The 17,087-nt window shown below is 66.1% G+C and carries 20 protein-coding genes; all 20 read left to right on the top strand.

Features of this window, described 5'->3' with window-relative positions:
- The first annotated feature begins 200 nt into the window (after positions 1-200).
- The 20 genes from pilL2 (at position 201) to ACSBPU_RS16300 (ending at position 17,080) form a co-directional block, all read left to right on the top strand.
- Positions 201-800: a PFGI-1 class ICE element type IV pilus protein PilL2 gene (gene pilL2, locus ACSBPU_RS16395; RefSeq protein ID WP_041536874.1), complete on the top strand. Its 600-nt coding sequence runs from the start codon at positions 201-203 to the stop codon at positions 798-800.
- Positions 797-1,447: a hypothetical protein gene (locus tag ACSBPU_RS16390; RefSeq protein WP_012112325.1), complete on the top strand. Its 651-nt coding sequence runs from the start codon at positions 797-799 to the stop codon at positions 1,445-1,447. The genes pilL2 and ACSBPU_RS16390 overlap by 4 nt, the downstream gene beginning before the upstream one ends.
- A gap of 14 nt (positions 1,448-1,461) precedes the next feature.
- On the top strand, positions 1,462-2,187 hold the full coding sequence (locus ACSBPU_RS16385) for a TIGR03759 family integrating conjugative element protein (protein WP_012112326.1): 726 nt from the start codon (positions 1,462-1,464) through the stop codon (positions 2,185-2,187).
- Positions 2,169-2,759 carry a transglycosylase SLT domain-containing protein gene (locus ACSBPU_RS16380; protein ID WP_012112327.1) on the top strand — a complete coding sequence of 197 codons (591 nt, stop codon included), beginning with the start codon at positions 2,169-2,171 and terminating at the stop codon, positions 2,757-2,759. The genes ACSBPU_RS16385 and ACSBPU_RS16380 overlap by 19 nt, the downstream gene beginning before the upstream one ends.
- Complete coding sequence (locus tag ACSBPU_RS16375) at positions 2,756-3,304, top strand: integrating conjugative element protein (RefSeq protein ID WP_012112328.1); 549 nt, start codon at positions 2,756-2,758, stop codon at positions 3,302-3,304. The genes ACSBPU_RS16380 and ACSBPU_RS16375 overlap by 4 nt, the downstream gene beginning before the upstream one ends.
- Positions 3,305-3,308: 4 nt before the next feature.
- Entirely contained in the window at positions 3,309-5,510 is a 2,202-nt protein-coding gene (gene traD / locus ACSBPU_RS16370) for a type IV conjugative transfer system coupling protein TraD (RefSeq protein ID WP_012112329.1), read from the top strand.
- Positions 5,507-6,256, top strand: a complete 750-nt coding sequence (locus ACSBPU_RS16365) for a TIGR03747 family integrating conjugative element membrane protein (RefSeq protein WP_012112330.1) — start codon at positions 5,507-5,509, stop codon at positions 6,254-6,256. Before traD ends, ACSBPU_RS16365 begins: the two co-directional genes overlap by 4 nt.
- A gap of 101 nt (positions 6,257-6,357) precedes the next feature.
- A complete protein-coding gene (locus ACSBPU_RS16360; RefSeq protein ID WP_442592996.1) occupies positions 6,358-6,738 on the top strand; it encodes an integrative conjugative element protein, RAQPRD family in 381 nt (126 codons plus the stop codon).
- Positions 6,735-6,968: a TIGR03758 family integrating conjugative element protein gene (locus tag ACSBPU_RS16355; protein ID WP_012112332.1), complete on the top strand. Its 234-nt coding sequence runs from the start codon at positions 6,735-6,737 to the stop codon at positions 6,966-6,968. Before ACSBPU_RS16360 ends, ACSBPU_RS16355 begins: the two co-directional genes overlap by 4 nt.
- A 16-nt stretch (positions 6,969-6,984) precedes the next feature.
- Positions 6,985-7,344, top strand: a complete 360-nt coding sequence (locus tag ACSBPU_RS16350; RefSeq protein ID WP_012112333.1) for a TIGR03745 family integrating conjugative element membrane protein — start codon at positions 6,985-6,987, stop codon at positions 7,342-7,344.
- Positions 7,345-7,355: 11 nt separating this feature from the next.
- The gene (locus ACSBPU_RS16345) at positions 7,356-7,766 is read left to right on the top strand and encodes a TIGR03750 family conjugal transfer protein (protein ID WP_012112334.1); all 411 of its coding nucleotides are present in this window, start codon (positions 7,356-7,358) and stop codon (positions 7,764-7,766) included.
- Positions 7,763-8,452, top strand: a complete 690-nt coding sequence (locus ACSBPU_RS16340; RefSeq protein ID WP_012112335.1) for a PFL_4703 family integrating conjugative element protein — start codon at positions 7,763-7,765, stop codon at positions 8,450-8,452. The genes ACSBPU_RS16345 and ACSBPU_RS16340 overlap by 4 nt, the downstream gene beginning before the upstream one ends.
- Positions 8,449-9,375, top strand: a complete 927-nt coding sequence (locus ACSBPU_RS16335; protein ID WP_012112336.1) for a TIGR03749 family integrating conjugative element protein — start codon at positions 8,449-8,451, stop codon at positions 9,373-9,375. Before ACSBPU_RS16340 ends, ACSBPU_RS16335 begins: the two co-directional genes overlap by 4 nt.
- Positions 9,365-10,774: a TIGR03752 family integrating conjugative element protein gene (locus ACSBPU_RS16330; RefSeq protein ID WP_442592995.1), complete on the top strand. Its 1,410-nt coding sequence runs from the start codon at positions 9,365-9,367 to the stop codon at positions 10,772-10,774. The genes ACSBPU_RS16335 and ACSBPU_RS16330 overlap by 11 nt, the downstream gene beginning before the upstream one ends.
- Entirely contained in the window at positions 10,755-11,204 is a 450-nt protein-coding gene (locus ACSBPU_RS16325; RefSeq protein ID WP_012112338.1) for a TIGR03751 family conjugal transfer lipoprotein, read from the top strand. Before ACSBPU_RS16330 ends, ACSBPU_RS16325 begins: the two co-directional genes overlap by 20 nt.
- Entirely contained in the window at positions 11,204-14,074 is a 2,871-nt protein-coding gene (locus ACSBPU_RS16320) for a conjugative transfer ATPase (protein WP_012112339.1), read from the top strand. The genes ACSBPU_RS16325 and ACSBPU_RS16320 overlap by 1 nt, the downstream gene beginning before the upstream one ends.
- 12 nt (positions 14,075-14,086) lie before the next feature.
- On the top strand, positions 14,087-14,851 hold the full coding sequence (locus ACSBPU_RS16315; protein WP_113934405.1) for a DsbA family protein: 765 nt from the start codon (positions 14,087-14,089) through the stop codon (positions 14,849-14,851).
- A gap of 184 nt (positions 14,852-15,035) precedes the next feature.
- Positions 15,036-15,530: a JAB domain-containing protein gene (locus ACSBPU_RS16310; protein ID WP_012112341.1), complete on the top strand. Its 495-nt coding sequence runs from the start codon at positions 15,036-15,038 to the stop codon at positions 15,528-15,530.
- A 159-nt stretch (positions 15,531-15,689) separates the two neighbouring features.
- Complete coding sequence (locus ACSBPU_RS16305) at positions 15,690-16,136, top strand: TIGR03757 family integrating conjugative element protein (protein ID WP_012112342.1); 447 nt, start codon at positions 15,690-15,692, stop codon at positions 16,134-16,136.
- On the top strand, positions 16,133-17,080 hold the full coding sequence (locus ACSBPU_RS16300) for a TIGR03756 family integrating conjugative element protein (RefSeq protein ID WP_012112343.1): 948 nt from the start codon (positions 16,133-16,135) through the stop codon (positions 17,078-17,080). The genes ACSBPU_RS16305 and ACSBPU_RS16300 overlap by 4 nt, the downstream gene beginning before the upstream one ends.
- The last annotated feature ends 7 nt before the right edge of the window (positions 17,081-17,087 follow it).

Raw genomic sequence — 17,087 nt, 5'->3', positions numbered from 1 at the left:
TAACAAATTGTAGCAGTCATGCGGCCGGCCTCCATCCGCCGACCACGACCGAGCTTTTCCGTTACAGCCCCCCCTCGAGGCCGATTTTGTTCGACTAGACCGCTGCCGGTAAATCGGACGCAGCGTGGTCCGCATTGTTTGCTGCTGCTCCCGGCCTAAGCGGCGATGGTGAGGGCTCGATGTTTCAGGACGCCGAGCTTATGTGCCCAACTCCACCTTGGTTTCACCATCCCGAACGCCGCCTGCTGGCGGGAGTCCTCGGCCTGCTCTGGTCGGTGCTGGCTGGCGGTTGCGCGACGACGACTGCGCCACCCGCGCCTGATGTCATCGAGGAAGTCTCGGCCGCACCCGAACCCGAGACGCCCGAGTACATCCCCGTTGTGCGTTACGGTCGCTACACGCTAGTCGAGCTAGCACCCCCGGCTGCACAGCGGGACCTGCTGTTGCAGACCATCGACGTGTCCATGCCCGAAGATGCCCGCGCCACCGTCGGCGATGGGCTGCGGCATGTGCTCAAGCGCAGTGGTTACGGCCTGTGCCAGACGGCGCACGCGGTGACCGAGCTGTATGCCCTGCCGCTGCCGGCGGCGCACCTGCACCTCGGCCCCATGACCTTACGCGATGCGCTGCTCACACTGGCTGGCCCGGCTTGGGAACTGCACGCGGATGATCGCGCACGACAGATTTGCTTCGAACGGCCCGCCGACAGCGCGGCTATCGAACCTGCATCCGAGCCATCCGCCGCCGACGCGGTGCAGACGTTCCCGGTGGAGCCTTCGGTTTCGGGAGGCCAGCTATGAACGCCCCGCGGTCTGCCCGGCGCTCGGCCGCCGCCGTGGTGGTGCAGAGCCTTCTGTGGCTGTGGCTGATCGGCCTCAGCGTCTTCGTAGCTTTGGGCTACCAGACCATGAACGACCAAGCCGACCAGGAGCGGCTCGATTCCCGCCTGCAACGCCTGGAAGCGCAGGCGACGGGCCTGGCCGAGACCATCGAGGCCATCCAGCAGCGTCCGGCCGTCGCAACGGCGGCAGACCTCAAAGACACCCGCCAAGTCCTGGAAGCACGCGCTGCCCAAGTTGAGAAAACGCTGAGCGGCTATGCCGCTGCCGACGACCTCCAGGCGCTGCGCGCGGAGGTCGAGCAGATCAAGGCGCGCCAGACCGCTGCGCCTGTTCCGCGCGCCGCAGCACCCGCCCGGCGGCGCACATCGGGCAAGGCCGTTGCCAAGCCCGAACCGCCGTCGCTGCCGTTCCGTGTCGTCGGCGCCGAATTGCGCGCTGGCCAGCGCAGCGTGTCCGTCGCGCCGAGCAGCGCGGACTCCACGCCCGACCAGCTTCAGGTGCTGCTGCCAGGTGATGCGCTCGGCCCGTGGCGCTTGCGGGCTGTCGAGGGCAACACCGCCGTGTTCCTGGCCGGCGATCGGACCCGTCGCGTGGCGATTCCCTGACCGGAGCACACGACATGCAGCCGTCGATCATCCTTTTCGCGCTCCTGCTGGCATCCGCCCAGTTGCCCGCCTGGGCGCAGCAGCCGGCCACCGCCCCGGCCCGCAATGCGCAGAGCCAGGAGCGTCCGCTGGTCGCCCGAACCCCAGATGACAAGGTAGCAAGCGACTGGGGCCTGCAACCGCAGGAATGGACGCGCTATCGCGAGTTGATGGACGGGCCGCTAGGCATCTACTCGCCCAACCTGGACCCGCTGTCCGCCTTGGGTATTGAGGCCCGCACCGACGAGGAACGGCGGCGCTACGCAGAACTGCAGGTGCAAATCGAAGCGCGCCGCGTCGAGAAGCTGCTTGCCTATCAACGTGCCTACGACGAAGCCTGGCAGCGCTTAAACCCCGGCATGCAACGGGTGAACCTGCCTGACGATAAGCCCAGCGCCGGCGCAGTGCGCGGCAGCGGCCGCATGGCGGTGTTCGTCAAGGACGGCTGCGCGGCCTGCGGACAGCTCGTGCAGCGCCTGCAATCCTCGGGTACCGAGTTCGACCTGTACATGGTCGGCAGCCGCCAGGACGATGCACGCATCCGTGATTGGGCCAAGCGCGCGCAAATCGATCCGGCCCGCGTGCGCAGCGGCAGCATCACGCTCAACCACGACGGCGGCCGCTGGCTGTCGCTGGGCCTGCCCGGCGACTTACCAGCGGTCGTACGCGAGGTGAACGGCCAATGGCAGCGCCAACCCTGACGGCGCCGCTGCGCGCACTGGTGGTCGCTGCTGGCCTGTACGTCAGCACCGTCTATGCCCAGGAGGTTCCGCCGCCGGCCTACCAGCTTGCCGCCCAGCGCGCGGGCATCCCTTCGACGGTGCTCTACGCCGTGGCCCTGCAAGAGAGCGGTATCCGACGCAACGGGCGCATCGTCCCGTGGCCTTGGTCCCTCAACGTCGCCGGCCAGTCGCGCCGCTACACGACCCGAGCCGACGCCTGCGCGGGTTTGCAGCGGGCGATGCGCTCGACGCCTCATACGCGCATCGACGCGGGCCTTGGGCAGATCAACCTCGGCTACCACCAGCAGCGCTACAGCACCGCGTGCGACCTGCTTGACCCGTACCGCAACCTCGCCATCGCCGCCGAGATTCTGAAAGAACAGCACACCCCCGGTGAGGACTGGCTGGTGGCGGTCGGCCGTTACCACCGCCCCGCGGGTGGTGAGCCGGCCGCCCGCTACCGGCGCAGCGTATCCCGCCACCTCGCCCGCGTGCAGGGTGCGCGCTCAACCACTGCGGCGTCCGCCGCGCGCCAGGAGACCTCCCCATGACGAAATCCCATCTGGCCCATCTCACGTTCAAGGGCCTGCTCATGCTGCTGACGATCCTGCCGCTGGCCTCGCGTGCCGGCGTGCCGCTGATCGTGGTCGAGGACCGTGGCGGTGCATCGGCGCTGCCGTACTACGAAGCACTCAACCTCCAGCCGCGGGACAACGGTGCAGCGCGGTCGCCCATCCCGATGCCGCAGGTTCCCGCGACACCCGCGGATGAGGCTGCGATGCTGCCGGTGCGCAGCGCCAAGCTCACGCCCGGCACCGTCGCGCGACGGGTGATCGAGGCACCGGGCCTGCGGCCGTTCGTGGTCATTGGCGACGACAAGGCTTCCCGGGACTGGCTGCAGCGCCATGCGGGCTCCTTGCACGAGCGCGGCGCGGTCGGCCTGGTGGTCAATGTCGAGACCGCACAAACCTTGGCGCGGCTGCGCGCACTGGCGCCCGGCGTGCCACTGGCACCCGTGGCGGGCGATGACCTGGCTGAGCGTCTGGGCTTGAGGCACTACCCGGCGCTGATCACGGCCACCGGCATCGAGCAATGAAGCCATGTCGGGCAAACAGCCGGTTGAGGTTCTGCTTCGCCCTGCGGTGGAGCTATATACCGTCGCAGCGTGTGCAGGTGCCGCGTTTCTGTCCCTGGTGGCCCCGTGGTCGCTCGCACTGAGCCCCGGCATGGGCGTCGGCAGCGCGCTGGCGTTCGGCGCCTACGGTGCCATCCGCTACCGCGATGCCCGCGTGATCCTGTGCTATCGGCGCAACATCCGCCGCCTGCCGCGGTACGTGATGACCAGCCGCGACGTGCCGGTCAGCCAGCAGCGGCTCTTCATCGGTCGGGGCTTTCTCTGGGAGCAGAAGCACACCCATCGGCTGATGCAGACGTACCGGCCGGAGTTTCGCCGCTACGTTGAGCCGACACCCGCTTATCGGCTGGCGCGGCGTCTGGAAGAACGGTTGGAGTTCGCGCCGTTTCCGCTTTCACGCCTGCCGAGGCTCACAGGCTGGGATGTGCCTTTCAACCCCGTTCGGCCGTTGCCGCCCGTGGGGGGCCTGCCGCGATTGCACGGCATCGAGCCGGAGGAGGTGGACGTCAGCCTGCCGCTGGGCGAGCGCGTCGGGCATTCGCTGGTCTTGGGCACCACCCGCGTGGGCAAGACCCGGCTGGCCGAGTTGTTCGTGACGCAGGACATCCGGCGCAAGAACGCATCCGGCGAGCATGAGGTCGTCATCGTCATCGACCCCAAGGGCGATGCCGACCTCCTGAAGCGCATGTACGTCGAGGCCAAGCGCGTGGGCCGCGAGGGTGAGTTCTACATCTTCCATTTGGGCTGGCCGGAAATCAGCGCCCGCTACAACGCGGTGGGTCGCTTCGGTCGGATCTCGGAAGTGGCGACACGCATCGCGGGACAGCTCTCCGGCGAAGGCAACAGCGCGGCATTCCGCGAGTTCGCATGGCGCTTCGTCAACATCATCGCCCGCGCCTTGGTGGAACTGGGGCAGCGCCCGGACTACATGCTGATCCAGCGGCACGTCATCAACATCGACGCGCTGTTCATCGAGTACGCCCAGCACTTCTTCGCCAAGACCGAGCCCAAGGCCTGGGAGGTGATCGTCCAGATCGAGGCCAAGCTCAATGAGAAGAACATCCCGCGCAACATGATCGGGCGCGAGAAGCGCGTGGTGGCGCTGGAGCAGTACCTTTCCCAGGCGCGCAACTACGACCCGGTACTCGACGGCCTGCGCTCTGCAGTCCGCTACGACAAGACGTACTTCGACAAGATCGTCGCATCGTTGCTGCCGCTGCTGGAGAAGCTCACCAGCGGCAAGATCGCCCAGCTCCTGGCCCCGAACTACTCCGACCTGGCCGATCCGCGCCCGATCTTCGATTGGATGCAAGTCATCAGAAAGCGCGCCGTGGTCTATGTGGGCCTGGATGCGCTCTCGGACGCTGAAGTCGCCGCAGCGGTCGGCAATTCCATGTTCTCGGATCTAGTATCCGTCGCAGGGCACATCTACAAGCACGGGATCGATGATGGCTTACCCGGTGCATCGGCAGGCACACGCGTGCCGATCAACGTGCACGCGGACGAATTCAATGAGTTGATGGGCGACGAGTTCATACCGCTCATCAACAAGGGTGGCGGCGCCGGCCTGCAAGTTACTGCGTACACGCAGACGCTCTCGGACATTGAAGCCCGCATTGGCAACCGCGCGAAAGCCGGCCAGGTGATCGGCAACTTCAACAACCTGTTCATGCTCAGGGTCCGGGAGACGGCCACCGCCGAACTGCTGACCCGGCAATTGCCGAAGGTCGAGGTCTATACGACCACCATCGTCTCCGGTGCGACCGACAGTTCGGACATCCGCGGCGCGACGGATTTCACCAGCAACACGCAGGACCGTATCAGCATGTCCAGCGTGCCAATGATCGAGCCCTCCCACATCGTCGGCCTGCCCAAGGGGCAGTGCTTCGCGCTGCTGCAGGGCGGCCAACTCTGGAAAATCAGGATGCCACTGCCGGCGCCGGACCCCGATGAGGCCATGCCGCAGGATCTGCAACAACTGGCGGGCTACATGCGCCAGAGCTACACCGATGCCACCCAATGGTGGGAGTTCACCAGTTCCCCAGCCTTACAGGATGCGGCCTTGCCCGACGATCTGCTCGATGACGCCGAGCTGGCCAAGCCGGTCGAGTCTGCCGCGGCGGCCACCGGCGCCGACGACAGCGCCGAAAACGAGGCCTCGCCATGAAAGATGCCGCCTCGACCGCGCAGCGGGAGCAGAACCAGCGCCAAGGTCTGATCGTCGGCACCATCACCTTGCCGTTCCGGCTGCTCGGGGTGCTGATCGGCTCGCTGCTGTTCTCCATCGTGGTGGAGTGCGTCGGCATGCACCTGTTCTGGAAGGAACAGGGCTGGCGCCATTCTCAGCAGATGTTGCAGTACGAACTGGGGCACCTGTCCAATCACTTCACGCGCAGCGTGGTCGTGCAGGAGCCGGGGCGCACGGCGCACGAGCTGGTGGATACCGGCTACGAATGGGTGTTCGTGCGCTCGGGGCTGCTGGAACGCATGAGTCAGACCGCTGAGCGCGCCCGCACGCCCAGCCAGGGACAGACGCGGAACTTTCGGTACTTCATCAGCCAGGTCTATGTCTGGGCCGAGAGCTACCTGATTGCCGCCGCGTTCACGACGTTGACCTTTCTTGTGCGGCTGTTGGTTCTGGCGCTCACGCTGCCCTTGATCTTCACGGCGGCATTCGTCGGGCTGATCGACGGCTTGGTTCGGCGTGACGTGCGTCGATTTGGCGCCGGGCGTGAATCGGGCTTCATCTACCATCGTGCGAAAGCCAGCCTGATGCCGCTGGCCGTGCTGCCGTGGATCACCTACCTGGCACTGCCGATCTCGGTGCATCCGCTGCTGATCCTCCTGCCGAGTGCCGCCTTGCTGGGCTTGGCCGTGAGCCTGACCGCCGGCAGCTTCAAAAAGTATCTCTAGACCATCAATCCGGTCGCCCGCGAGTTCCTATTGTTTGCGGCCTGAAGTCGCCCTGATCTCCACGATCGAGCCATTGCTGATCACACAGGAATGGCGCGAAGGTGGCTTCAACCTGGCTGCGCGCCGCGCATCGCGGCGTGCCCACTTTTCTCGTGACGGCCCTCCTGATGGGTCAGTCCCCGATGGCGGTGGCCGAGTCCCCGGCACAGCGCCAGGAACTGGCCGGCGCGCTGCGCCAGCTCGACGCGCTGGAGCGCACCGTGACCGACAGCGCCGCGCACACCGCCGTCATTCCGGGCGAGCGCTACCACTTCGACTACCCGCGGCTGCTGGCCGACCTGGCCCGCGTGCGCGCTGGCATCCAGGCCCATCTCACACCGTCGCGCGCCCAGCCGCGCGACCCCTCCGAACTGGCCGGCGACTATCGCACCGAGCGGCCGGCTGAGCCGCTGCCGGCTACGACTGCGGAGGGCAAGCCATGAACGGCGCCCAGGTCTCGGCTTTTCAAGCCAATAGCGGCATCGCGCCTTCCGCGATGGCGACCGTCCTGGTCGGTGTCGTGCTCGCGGTCCTGCTCGTCTGGGGCGTCTGGGCCATCCGAACGGCCTACGTGGGGTGGTCCGAGAGCCGCCTCAACCAACGCCAGTTCCTCGGCGTCTGCATCCGCTTCGTCGCGATGTACCTCGTCCTGACTTTCTTCCTCCTCTCCTGACCTGAAAGGCCTGACCATGCATAACCGCATCCTCACTTCCCGTTTTGCCCAGCGCGCCGCCGTGGCCCTGGGTGCAGCCGCGCTGCCTGCGCTGTCGTACGCGCAGGGTCTGCCGCAGTTGGAGAACCCGACTCGCGGCACGGGCAACGGCATCATGGAGACGATCCGCAACTACGGCTACGACATCATCATGCTCGTGGCCCTCCTGGTGGTGGCGTCGATGTTCATCGGTGTCTGCTATCACGCCTACGGCACCTACGCGGAGATCCACACCGGCCGCAAGACCTGGGGCCAGTTCGGCCTCACGGTCGCCATTGGCGCCGTGCTGCTCGTGATCGGCATCTGGCTGCTCACCGAAGCCACCGGCATCCTGTAAGCGAGGTCGGTATGTCCGAGCAGCAGCACGTCCGTGCGGACGGGACGGTCACGTTCCTTCCACACCGGCTCAACCGCCATCCCATTGTGGTGCGCGGCCTTACCGCAGACGAACTGTGGATCTGCTGCGGCTTGTCTGGCGGCGCCGGCTTGCTGATCGGCGCGCCGCTGTCCTGGGTGTCCCGCACCATTGCGCTGGCGCCCACATTCATCGTGCTGGGCGTGGCGTTTGGTGTGTTCGTGGGCGGCGGTATCCTACGTCGGCTCAAGCGCGGCCGTCCCGACACCTGGCTGTACCGGCAGTTGCAGTGGCGCATCGCCACGAAGCATCCGTTGGCTGCCGGCTGGGTGGGCGGCCACGTGCTGATCTCGCGTTCCGGCTTCTGGACCACCCGAAGGTCTGTTGCAAGGGGGACGCGATGAGCCGTTTCAAGAACGAGATCACCCACCTGCAGGCGCACATTAAGACGCTGCGCCTGGGCGCGGGCGCGCTGGTCATCGTCGCGCTGGTCATGGGTGGCGGTTGGTGGAGTGCCCCGCGCGATCTGACCATCCACGTCCCGCCTGACCTGCGCTCCGGCAGCACCCGCAAGTGGTGGGAAGTGCCACCCGAATCGGTCTATGCCTTCACGTTCTACGTGTTCCAGCAGCTCAACCGCTGGCCGACCAATGGCGAGGAAGACTACCCGCGCAACCTGCACGCGCTCTCGCCATACCTCACGCCAGCCTGTCACGCCTTTCTGCGTGCCGACTACGACTACCGGCGCAGCACCGGCGAGCTGCGCCAGCGCGTGCGCGGCATCTATGAAATCCCGGGCCGTGGTTATGGCGACGATCCCACCGCCCGCGTGCGCGTCGTCTCCGACCGCGACTGGGTGGTGACGCTAGACATCAGCGCCGACGAGTATTACGGCGCTGAGCAGGTCAAGCGCGCCCTGGTGCGCTACCCCATCAAAGTCACGCGGGTGGACGTCGATCCCTCACGCAACCCGTTCGGCCTGGCGCTCGATTGCTACGACGGCACGCCCCAGCGCATCAACGTCCCGGAGCCGACGCGCCCGACATCTGGCAGGTTGCCTTCGCAAGCGCCTCAAGGAGAAACCCCATGAAGCACTCCTTACAGCATTACTCCCTCGCCTTGCTGGGGCTGCTGGCCGTGGCCTTGGCATCTGCGGCCCAGGCGGTGGAGATCCTGCGCTGGGAGCGCATGCCGCTGGCCGTTCCCCTGAAGGTCGGCCAGGAGCGCATTGTGTTCATCGACCGGAACGTGCGCGTGGGCGTGCCGGCCGCCGTGGGCGAGCGCCTGCGGGTGCAGAGCGCGGGCGGCGCGGTGTACCTGCGCGCCAGCGAGCCAATCGAGCCCGCACGGCTGCAACTGCAAGACGCCGACACGGGCGCATTGATCCTGCTGGACATTGCGGCCGAGCCGCCCAAGGACGGCGAAGCGGAGCTGGAGCCGGTGCGCATCGTCGAGGGCAATACCGCTTCAGCGCGCTATGGCGGTCAGCCAGCGGGCGCCGATAAAGTGTCGGCACGCTCTGGTGATTCGACGGGCGCGCCGCCGGCCCGGCGCGAAACGCCGGTCGCGGTCGTGCTGACGCGGTTTGCCGCGCAGAACCTGTACGCACCGCTGCGTACGGTTGAGCCACTTGCGGGCGTGATGCGCGTCAACCTGCGCCGCAACCTGGACCTCGGCACGCTGATGCCGACGTTGTCGGTGCGCGCCGTCGCGCTCGCATCCTGGCGCTTGGAGGATCAGTGGGTCACTGCCGTGCGTCTCACGAACAGCAGTGCCGCCTGGATCACGCTCGACCCGCGCGTGCTGCAAGGCGATTTCCTCACCGCCACTTTCCAGCATGAGGCGTTGGGCCCGCGCGGCACACCGGAGGACACCACCACCGTGTACCTGGTAACGCGCGGGCGGGGCCTTGCGCAATCGCTGCTGCCCGCCATTCACCGCTTCGACCCGGCCGTGCATCTGCCGCAACCGAATGCGGATGAGAACGGCAAGGAGGCCCGTCATGCGCAGTAACGGACTCCTGAAGTGGCTGATGATCCCAGTGGCCCTCCTGGTGCTGTTCATCGGCGTCCGTCTGTTCTCGGGCGGCGGACCTTCGACACTTTCCCAAGCCGACGCGGGGAGCCAGCTCACGCCCGAAGAGATGAAGGCGCTGGGCATCGAGGGCGATACCCCGCGCGATACCGTCGCCACGCTGGTCGCGCAGGTCAAGCAACTGCGCACCGAGCTTCAGACCGCGCTGTCCGACAACAAGTCTCAGCGCGAGGAAAACCAACGCCTGCGCCAGCGCAAGAACTCGATCGATCAGCGCATCAACGCCGCGCTCGAAGCCGAGCGTTCCAACCTGCGGCGCGACCAGCAGCAAGCCGCGAGCGAGCGCCAGCAAACCGAAGGCTTGCTCGCGGACTTGCAGCGACGCCTGGAGGCGATCGGCGGTCGTGGCGGCGGCCATGCCGACCTGCCGGTGGGCCTGGGACTGCGCGACGGCGACGAGGCCGGGATGGAAGGCGGCGTGCGCTGGGTGGAACCGGACGACGCGAAGAAGGCTGAGGCGCGCGGCTCGTCCAGTGGCGCCATGAGCTTTCCGACGAGCTTTGGACCGGCGCAGCGCACGCTGGAAACCACGGCGGAAACCGTGGCGAACGCGGGCGCACGCGCCGCCGGCGTCAAGACCGCCAAGGCTGTTTATACGGTTCCGACAAACTCCACCCTCATGGGATCGGTGGCGATGACCGCGCTAATCGGCCGTGTGCCGATCGACGGCACCGTGAACGACCCGTACCCCTTCAAAGTCCTGGTGGGCCCCGACAACCTCACGGCCAACGGCATCGATATTCCCGACGTGGCGGGCGCCGTGTTCAGCGGCACAGCCTCGGGCGACTGGACGCTCTCGTGCGTGCGCGGCCAGGTGCGCAGCATTACGTTCGTCTTTCATGACGGAACCATCCGCACCATTCCCGAGGACCGCGAGGGCAACCAGCAGAACAACCAGCAACGCGATGGCCTGGGCTGGATCAGCGATCCCTATGGCATTCCCTGCGTCAGTGGGGAGCGGCGCAGCAACGCCCAGCAGTACCTCGGTTCGCAGGCCCTGATCACCGCGGCCGGTGCCGGCGTGGCCTCGCTCATCGAAAGCGACAGCGGCCAGATGTCCTACGTCGGCTCGGACGGCTCCATCGGCACTGTGGGCATCAGTGGTCAGGAGGCCGTGGGCCGGATTCTCGCCGGTGGCGTCCAGGAAATGTCGAACTGGGTCAACAAGCTCTACGGGCAGGCCTTCGCCGCCGTCTATGTGCAGCCCGGCGCGAAAGTCGCTGTCCACCTCGAAAAACCCCTTGCCATCGACTTCGACCCCGAGGGTCGCAAGGTCGATCACCGCGCAGGAGAAAGCCATGCTCTCGAACTTGACTGACTTGACCCGTGGCCTTGCGCTGGCCGTTGCCGTTGCGGTGCTCGGCGGCTGCGCCACCAGCAAGGAAAAGCTGCTGCCCCACGGTAGCAGCACGATGATGGACATTTGGCAGCAGGAAGCCGGCGACGGTGGCGGCGGTGCTGGCCAGGTAGCGCGCAGGCAATTGCTCGATGCGCGTCAAAGCCTGCGTCGGCCGCTGACCGAAGCGGACGTGCAGGCCGCACCTTCTGAGCAGATGCGCTACACGCGCACGGCGCGCAACGAAGTCTATCGCCAATTTCAGCGCCTGCCGAATCCCGACCTTGTGATGTATGTGTTCCCCCACCTGGCGGGCACCGACCCCATACCTGTGCCGGGCTACACGACCGTTTTCCCCCTGTACCAGCGTACCCAGTACGCCATGCCGGGCGAGCGCGTGGAGGATTATTGATGCGCTGGAAACTCTCTTGGCCGAAGCTGGCCGCATCCAGTGCTGGCGATGAAGAGCAACCGGACGGCTGGAAGCGCCATGTTGAGGCCTTGCGCCAGGCCGGTATTCCCGAACCCGGCTCGGCGGTCCGCGGGCGCAGGTCGGCAACGGTGGCCGACGAGCAGGCGCTGTACGACGTCGCGCCTTCGTTCGTGGAACTGCTGCCTTGGGTGGAGTTCCTGCCCGAGTCGAAGGCCATGCTGCTGGAGGACGGGCAATCGGTCGCGGCCTTCTACGAGTTGGTGCCGCTGGGCACCGAGGGCCGGGAACCCGGCTGGCTCGCACATGCCCGGGATGCCCTGGAGAATGCGCTGCAAGACAGCTTCGATGAATTGGACGAGCACCCCTGGGTACTCCAGCTCTACGCCCAGGACGAGGCCAGCTTCGACCAGTACATGCAGACCCTGCGCGACTACGTGCAGCCGCGCGCACGCGATACAGCTTTCACCGAGTTCTACCTGCGCTTTTTCGGTCATCACCTGCGCGCGGTGGCCAAGCCGGGTGGCCTGTTCGAGGACACCGTGGTCACGCGCCTGCGCTGGCGCGGCCAAAGCCGGCGTGTACGGATGGTGGTCTATCGGCGTTCCAGCGGACAGGCGAGCCGCCGTGGCCAGACGCCGGAGCAGATGCTCAATATCGTCTGCGATCGCCTGTGTGGTGGCTTGGCCAACGCCGGTATTCAGGCCCGGCGTATGGTCGCAACCGACGTTCACGACTGGCTGCTGCGGTGGTTCAACCCCAATCCCGCGTTGCTCGGGCCTGCGGTCGAGGACCGCGAGCGCTTCTATGCGTTGGCACGCTATCCCGATGAGACCGAAGACGGCGAGATCGAACTGGCGAGCGGACGGGATTTCAGCCAACGGTTGTTCTTTGGGCAACCGCGCTCCGACGTAGCGCGCGGTACCTGGACCTTCGACGGCATGCCGCACCGCGTGCTGATCACCGACCGGCTACGGATGCCACCCGGCGCCGGGCATCTGACCGGAGAGACCCGCAAGGGCGATGCGATCAACACGCTGTTCGACCAGATGCCCGAAGACACCTTGATGTGCCTGACGATGGTCGCCACACCGCAGGATGTCCTCGAATCGGATTTGAATCACCTGGCGAAGAAGGCCGTGGGCGAAACCCTGGCATCCGAGCAGACGCTCAAGGATGTGCACGAGGCCCGTTCGCTCATCGGCAGCGCGCACAAGCTCTACCGGGGCACGCTGGCGTTCTACCTGCGCGGGCGTGACGAAGCCGAGCTGAACCGTCGCGGGCTGGATCTGGCGAACGTGATGCTCAACGCCGGCTTGCAGCCGGTGCGCGAGGACGACGAGGTGGCGCCGCTCAACAGCTACCTGCGCTGGCTGCCGTGCTGCTACAACCCCAGCCAAGACCGGCGCAAGTGGTACACGCAACTCATGTTCGCCCAGCACGCGGCGAATCTGTCGCCGGTATGGGGCCGTGCTCAGGGCACCGGGCACCCCGGCATCACGATGTTCAACCGCGGCGGCGGCCCGATCACTTTCGACCCGCTCAACCGCCTGGACCGACAGATGAATGCCCATCTGTTCCTGTTCGGCCCAACCGGCTCGGGCAAAAGCGCCACGCTCAACAACCTGCTGAACCAGGTCACGGCCATCTACCGGCCGCGGCTCTTCATCGTGGAGGCTGGCAACAGCTTCGGTTTGTTCAGCGAATTTGCCAGGCGTTTGGGTCTGACGGTCAACCGCGTGAAGCTGGCCCCTGGCTCGGGCGTGACCCTGGCGCCGTTTGCCGATGCGCGCCGGCTGATCGAGACACCCAGCGACGTGCAAACGCTCGATGCCGATGCGCTGGACGAAGAGCTGCCACCCGATGCCTCGGCCATGGAGCCGGACGAGCAACGCGACGTACTGGGCGAGTTGGAGATCACCGCGCGGTTGATGATCACAGGTGGGGAAGACAAGGAAGAAGCCCGCATGACGCGGGCCGACCGCTCGCTGATCCGCCAGTGCATTCTGGATGCTGCCGAGCGCTGCGTGGCCAAGAGGCGCACGGTGCTCACGCGTGATGTGCGTGATGCGTTGCGCGCGCGGGGCAACGACAGCACGCTGCCAGAGATGCGGCGCGTGCGGCTGCTGGAGATGGCGGACGCAATGGACATGTTCTGCCAGGGCACGGATGGCGAGATGTTCGATCGGGACGGTTCCCCTTGGCCCGAGGCCGACATCACTCTGGTGGATCTCGCGACCTATGCTCGCGAGGGCTACAACGCGCAGCTCTCCATCGCGTACATCAGCCTGATCAGCACGGTGAACAACATCGCCGAGCGCGACCAGTATCTGGGCCGACCGATCGTCAATGTGACCGACGAAGGCCACATCATCACCAAGAACCCGTTGCTCGCGCCCTACGTCGTGAAGATCACGAAGATGTGGCGCAAGTTGGGCGCGTGGTTCTGGCTCGCGACGCAGAACATTGACGATCTGCCCCGTGCCGCAGAACCCATGCTCAACATGATCGAGTGGTGGATCTGCCTGTCGATGCCGCCGGACGAGGTGGAGAAGATCGCGCGCTTTCGCGAACTCTCGCCCGCGCAGAAGGCGTTGATGCTTTCCGCACGCAAGGAAGCAGGGAAATTCACCGAAGGCGTGATCCTGTCGAAGTCGATGGAGGTGCTGTTTCGGGCCGTACCGCCAAGCCTCTACCTCGCACTCGCGCAGACCGAACCCGAGGAGAAGGCCGAACGCTACCAGCTCATGCAGCAGTACGGCATCACCGAACTGGAGGCGGCCTTCAAGGTGGCCGAGAACATCGACCAGGCACGCGGCATCGAGTCGCCGGCCCTGGACCTGCCGCAATAGCCGGAGAACGCCATGGAGCCGAAACGTCCCTTCATTCCGATGCAAGTGCAGGCGTTCCGTCGCCATCGCTCGCGGAAGCGCTGGATCTGGGTCTCGGCCGCTACGCTGGTCGCGCTACTGCTGATCTGGCTCGTGTTCCAGTCGTCCGGCGAATCCTTAACGCAGTCGTCCGCCCCGGACAGCGCTGCGCAGGCGGCGGGGCCGCCGTGGCAGATGGGCAACCAGGACGGCCGCTTTACGCTGACGCTCTATGCCGACCTGGAATGCCCGTTCTGCCGGGATTATTTTCCGAGGCTCAAGCAGTGGGTGGGAGCCAATACCGACGTTGCCTTGCAATGGCATCACCAGCCGCTGGCCGCGCATGAGCCGGCCGCGTCCGCCGAAGCACGCCTGGCCGAATGCGCCGCTGAGGTCGGCGGGCAAGCTGCCTTCTGGCGGGCCATCGAATGGGTCTATGCCCATACACGCAGCGACGGCCAGGGCTTGCCCGACGGCCTGAGCTATCCAGACCTTACGCCCGCCATCGAGCACTGTCTGGCAAGCAAGCGGCCGGATGCGGTGATCCGCGCCCAGGCCGAGGAAGCCACGAAGGGCGGCGTGACCGCCACGCCATCTATCCGGCTGCATGATCGCCAGACCGGTCAGGCAATCCTACTGCAAGGGCCGATCGAGGGCGACTCCTTGCTTTCGGCCATGGACATGCTGTCGGCTGACGACTCGGCCGCCGCACCGACCACCGAAATGCCTGCCGACGTTGTCGGCGACATGCCCAGGTAGCCTGCGGTCCTTGAGGCTACGGCGCAGTCCTCTGCGCTGATCGCTACCCGTTCGCCTCGCATCCTGGCCGCGAACGATCACCGCACCCGCGGTGGTGGATGCATCATGTTCCGTTGTTCCCATCCCCAGGAGGGCTTGCCCTCCCTGGGCATGCGCCTCCGATCTCATCACCCGGAGGTTCGTCATGTCTTTCGTCGTCAATGACTCCTGCGTGGAGTCGCTTTCCGTCGTCGCAGCCCAGCACGAAGACTGGATCATCCAGCAAGCCATCGCGCTGCTGGAACAGCGGGTTTTCAAAGCCGGCCCCCGGCTCGACCGGCCAGCAGCCGTGCGGGACTACCTGCGTCTGAAACTGGTCGCCGAGCCCAACGAAGTATTCGTCGTTGTGTTCATGGACAGCCTGCACCAGGTGCTGGCCTACGAGCCGATGTTCAGAGGCACGATCAATTCGGCCACGGTGCACGCGCGTGTCATCGTGCAGCGTGCTTTGGAGCTGAATGCCGCCGCGGTCATTCTTTCGCACCAGCATCCCTCGGGAGCCACTGAGCCGTCGAGCGCCGACCGCGCGCTGACCCAGCAACTGCAGGCCGCGCTGGCGCTGATCGATGTTCGGGTACTGGATCACATCATCGTCGGCCAGGGAATTCCGTACTCCTTCGCGGAGCACGGCCTGCTGTAGCACATCGCTTCATTGATCACAGCGGGGGCTTCGGCCTCCGCTTCTTCCTTGCCGAGAAGCAAGCAGGTATGCGGGGTGTCCGCGATGCGCATTGTTTGTGGGGGCCGGACCGGGTTCGGCGTTTGACTATGGCCCTGATCAACTTCCGGGGCACGCGTCATGCCAGCATCTTTTCCCAGGTCCGCTCCAAGCTGGCGAGCCCTTGGCCTGGCCGTTGTACTGCCGGTGTCCTTGGGTGTCTTCAGTCCGGCCACATTCGCTGCCGATGTGCTGGTCATCACCGACAGCCGCCATCCGGTCAAGACCATGGGCGGCGAGCGGCTGATCGAGCTGGACGAAGCGTACCGGATTGAAGCGGAGCTTTCTGCGGAACTGCCCGCCGAACCCGAACAGGCGACCGCCCTCGTCAAGCGTCGGCTGAACAGCGGCGGCACCGACCTCCAACGCCGCATCGCTTCCGCCTACCAGGGCGTTGCCGACGCATGGAGCCTGGGCATCACCAGCATCCCGGCCGTCGTGGTGGATCAACGCTACGTCGTCTATGGCGAACCCGATGTGGCCCGCGCTGTCGCGCGCATCGAGCAGCACCGGAGGGCCCAGCCGTGACCCGCCCATTCGACCTGATGCGCCGCTTGCGTGCTGGCGTGGCATCCGTGCTGCTGCTCAGCGCCACGGGCAGCTATGCGCTCAACACCGCAACCATCGTCGGCTCGGTGGCATCGCCAGACTGCCTCGAATACCGCGTCGTCGGGATCTGCTACTGGCTGTACTGCACCTGGACCGGCTGCACGGTGCGCACGTCGGTCAAAGTGCGCCACTACATCCCGGATGCGGTCGTCTCCAGCTACAGCAATACCGGAGAAAACCCCTGGGCCGAGGTTCGGGCGATGAGCACGCCCAATCCTTCAGCTCAGGCCGGTGGTGACGGCACCACCAACGAAGACCACGAGAACAACCTCGCCAAATTCAAGAACGCGGATGTCATCGGGCATCCCGGCGTCGAGGTATTCAACCAGTTCGTCTCCTCATCGGGCTACTTCTGCGAGGGCGCGGGCACGGCGTTCATGCCGTATCTGCTCAGCACCTTGGACACGCTGGCCTGGCGCTACAACGTGCCCGAGATGGCCTACCCGGAGGCACTGATCCCCGGGACGCGCGAGATCGGCGTGCGCTCGACGTTGAACCTCTGGGGCAACGTGTATCCGCGCGGCGGCTTCCTGCATCAGACAGACGACCACAAGGCTGGTGCCGTGGTGGCCCAGCGTGCGGGCGATGTCGTCACTCGCCGCGGGCAGTTGCACGTGTACCAGCCGCTGCTCGCCAACGCCCGTGATGGCTACTGGCCGGCTGGCGAGCTGGTCGAAGGCGACGCCTCGACGGGCAAGTGGCAGGAACTCACACCCGTCCTGTCATCGTCATGCTCGGTCTTCCCGCGCAACGGCTCCCTGACACAGGCCCAGCAAGGCGATTACGCGTGGGCGCTGTGGCGGCCCTATGCGTGCTGTGAACGCCGTGGGCAGGTGTTTCTTGGCAGCGTTGATTTCCTCTGAGGTGCCA

Source organism: Parapusillimonas sp. JC17, from assembly GCF_052180245.1.
Classification (GTDB): domain Bacteria; phylum Pseudomonadota; class Gammaproteobacteria; order Burkholderiales; family Burkholderiaceae_B; genus Parapusillimonas.
Note: the sequence above shows the minus strand (reverse complement) of the source record. Positions and strands in the feature narration are given on the sequence as shown.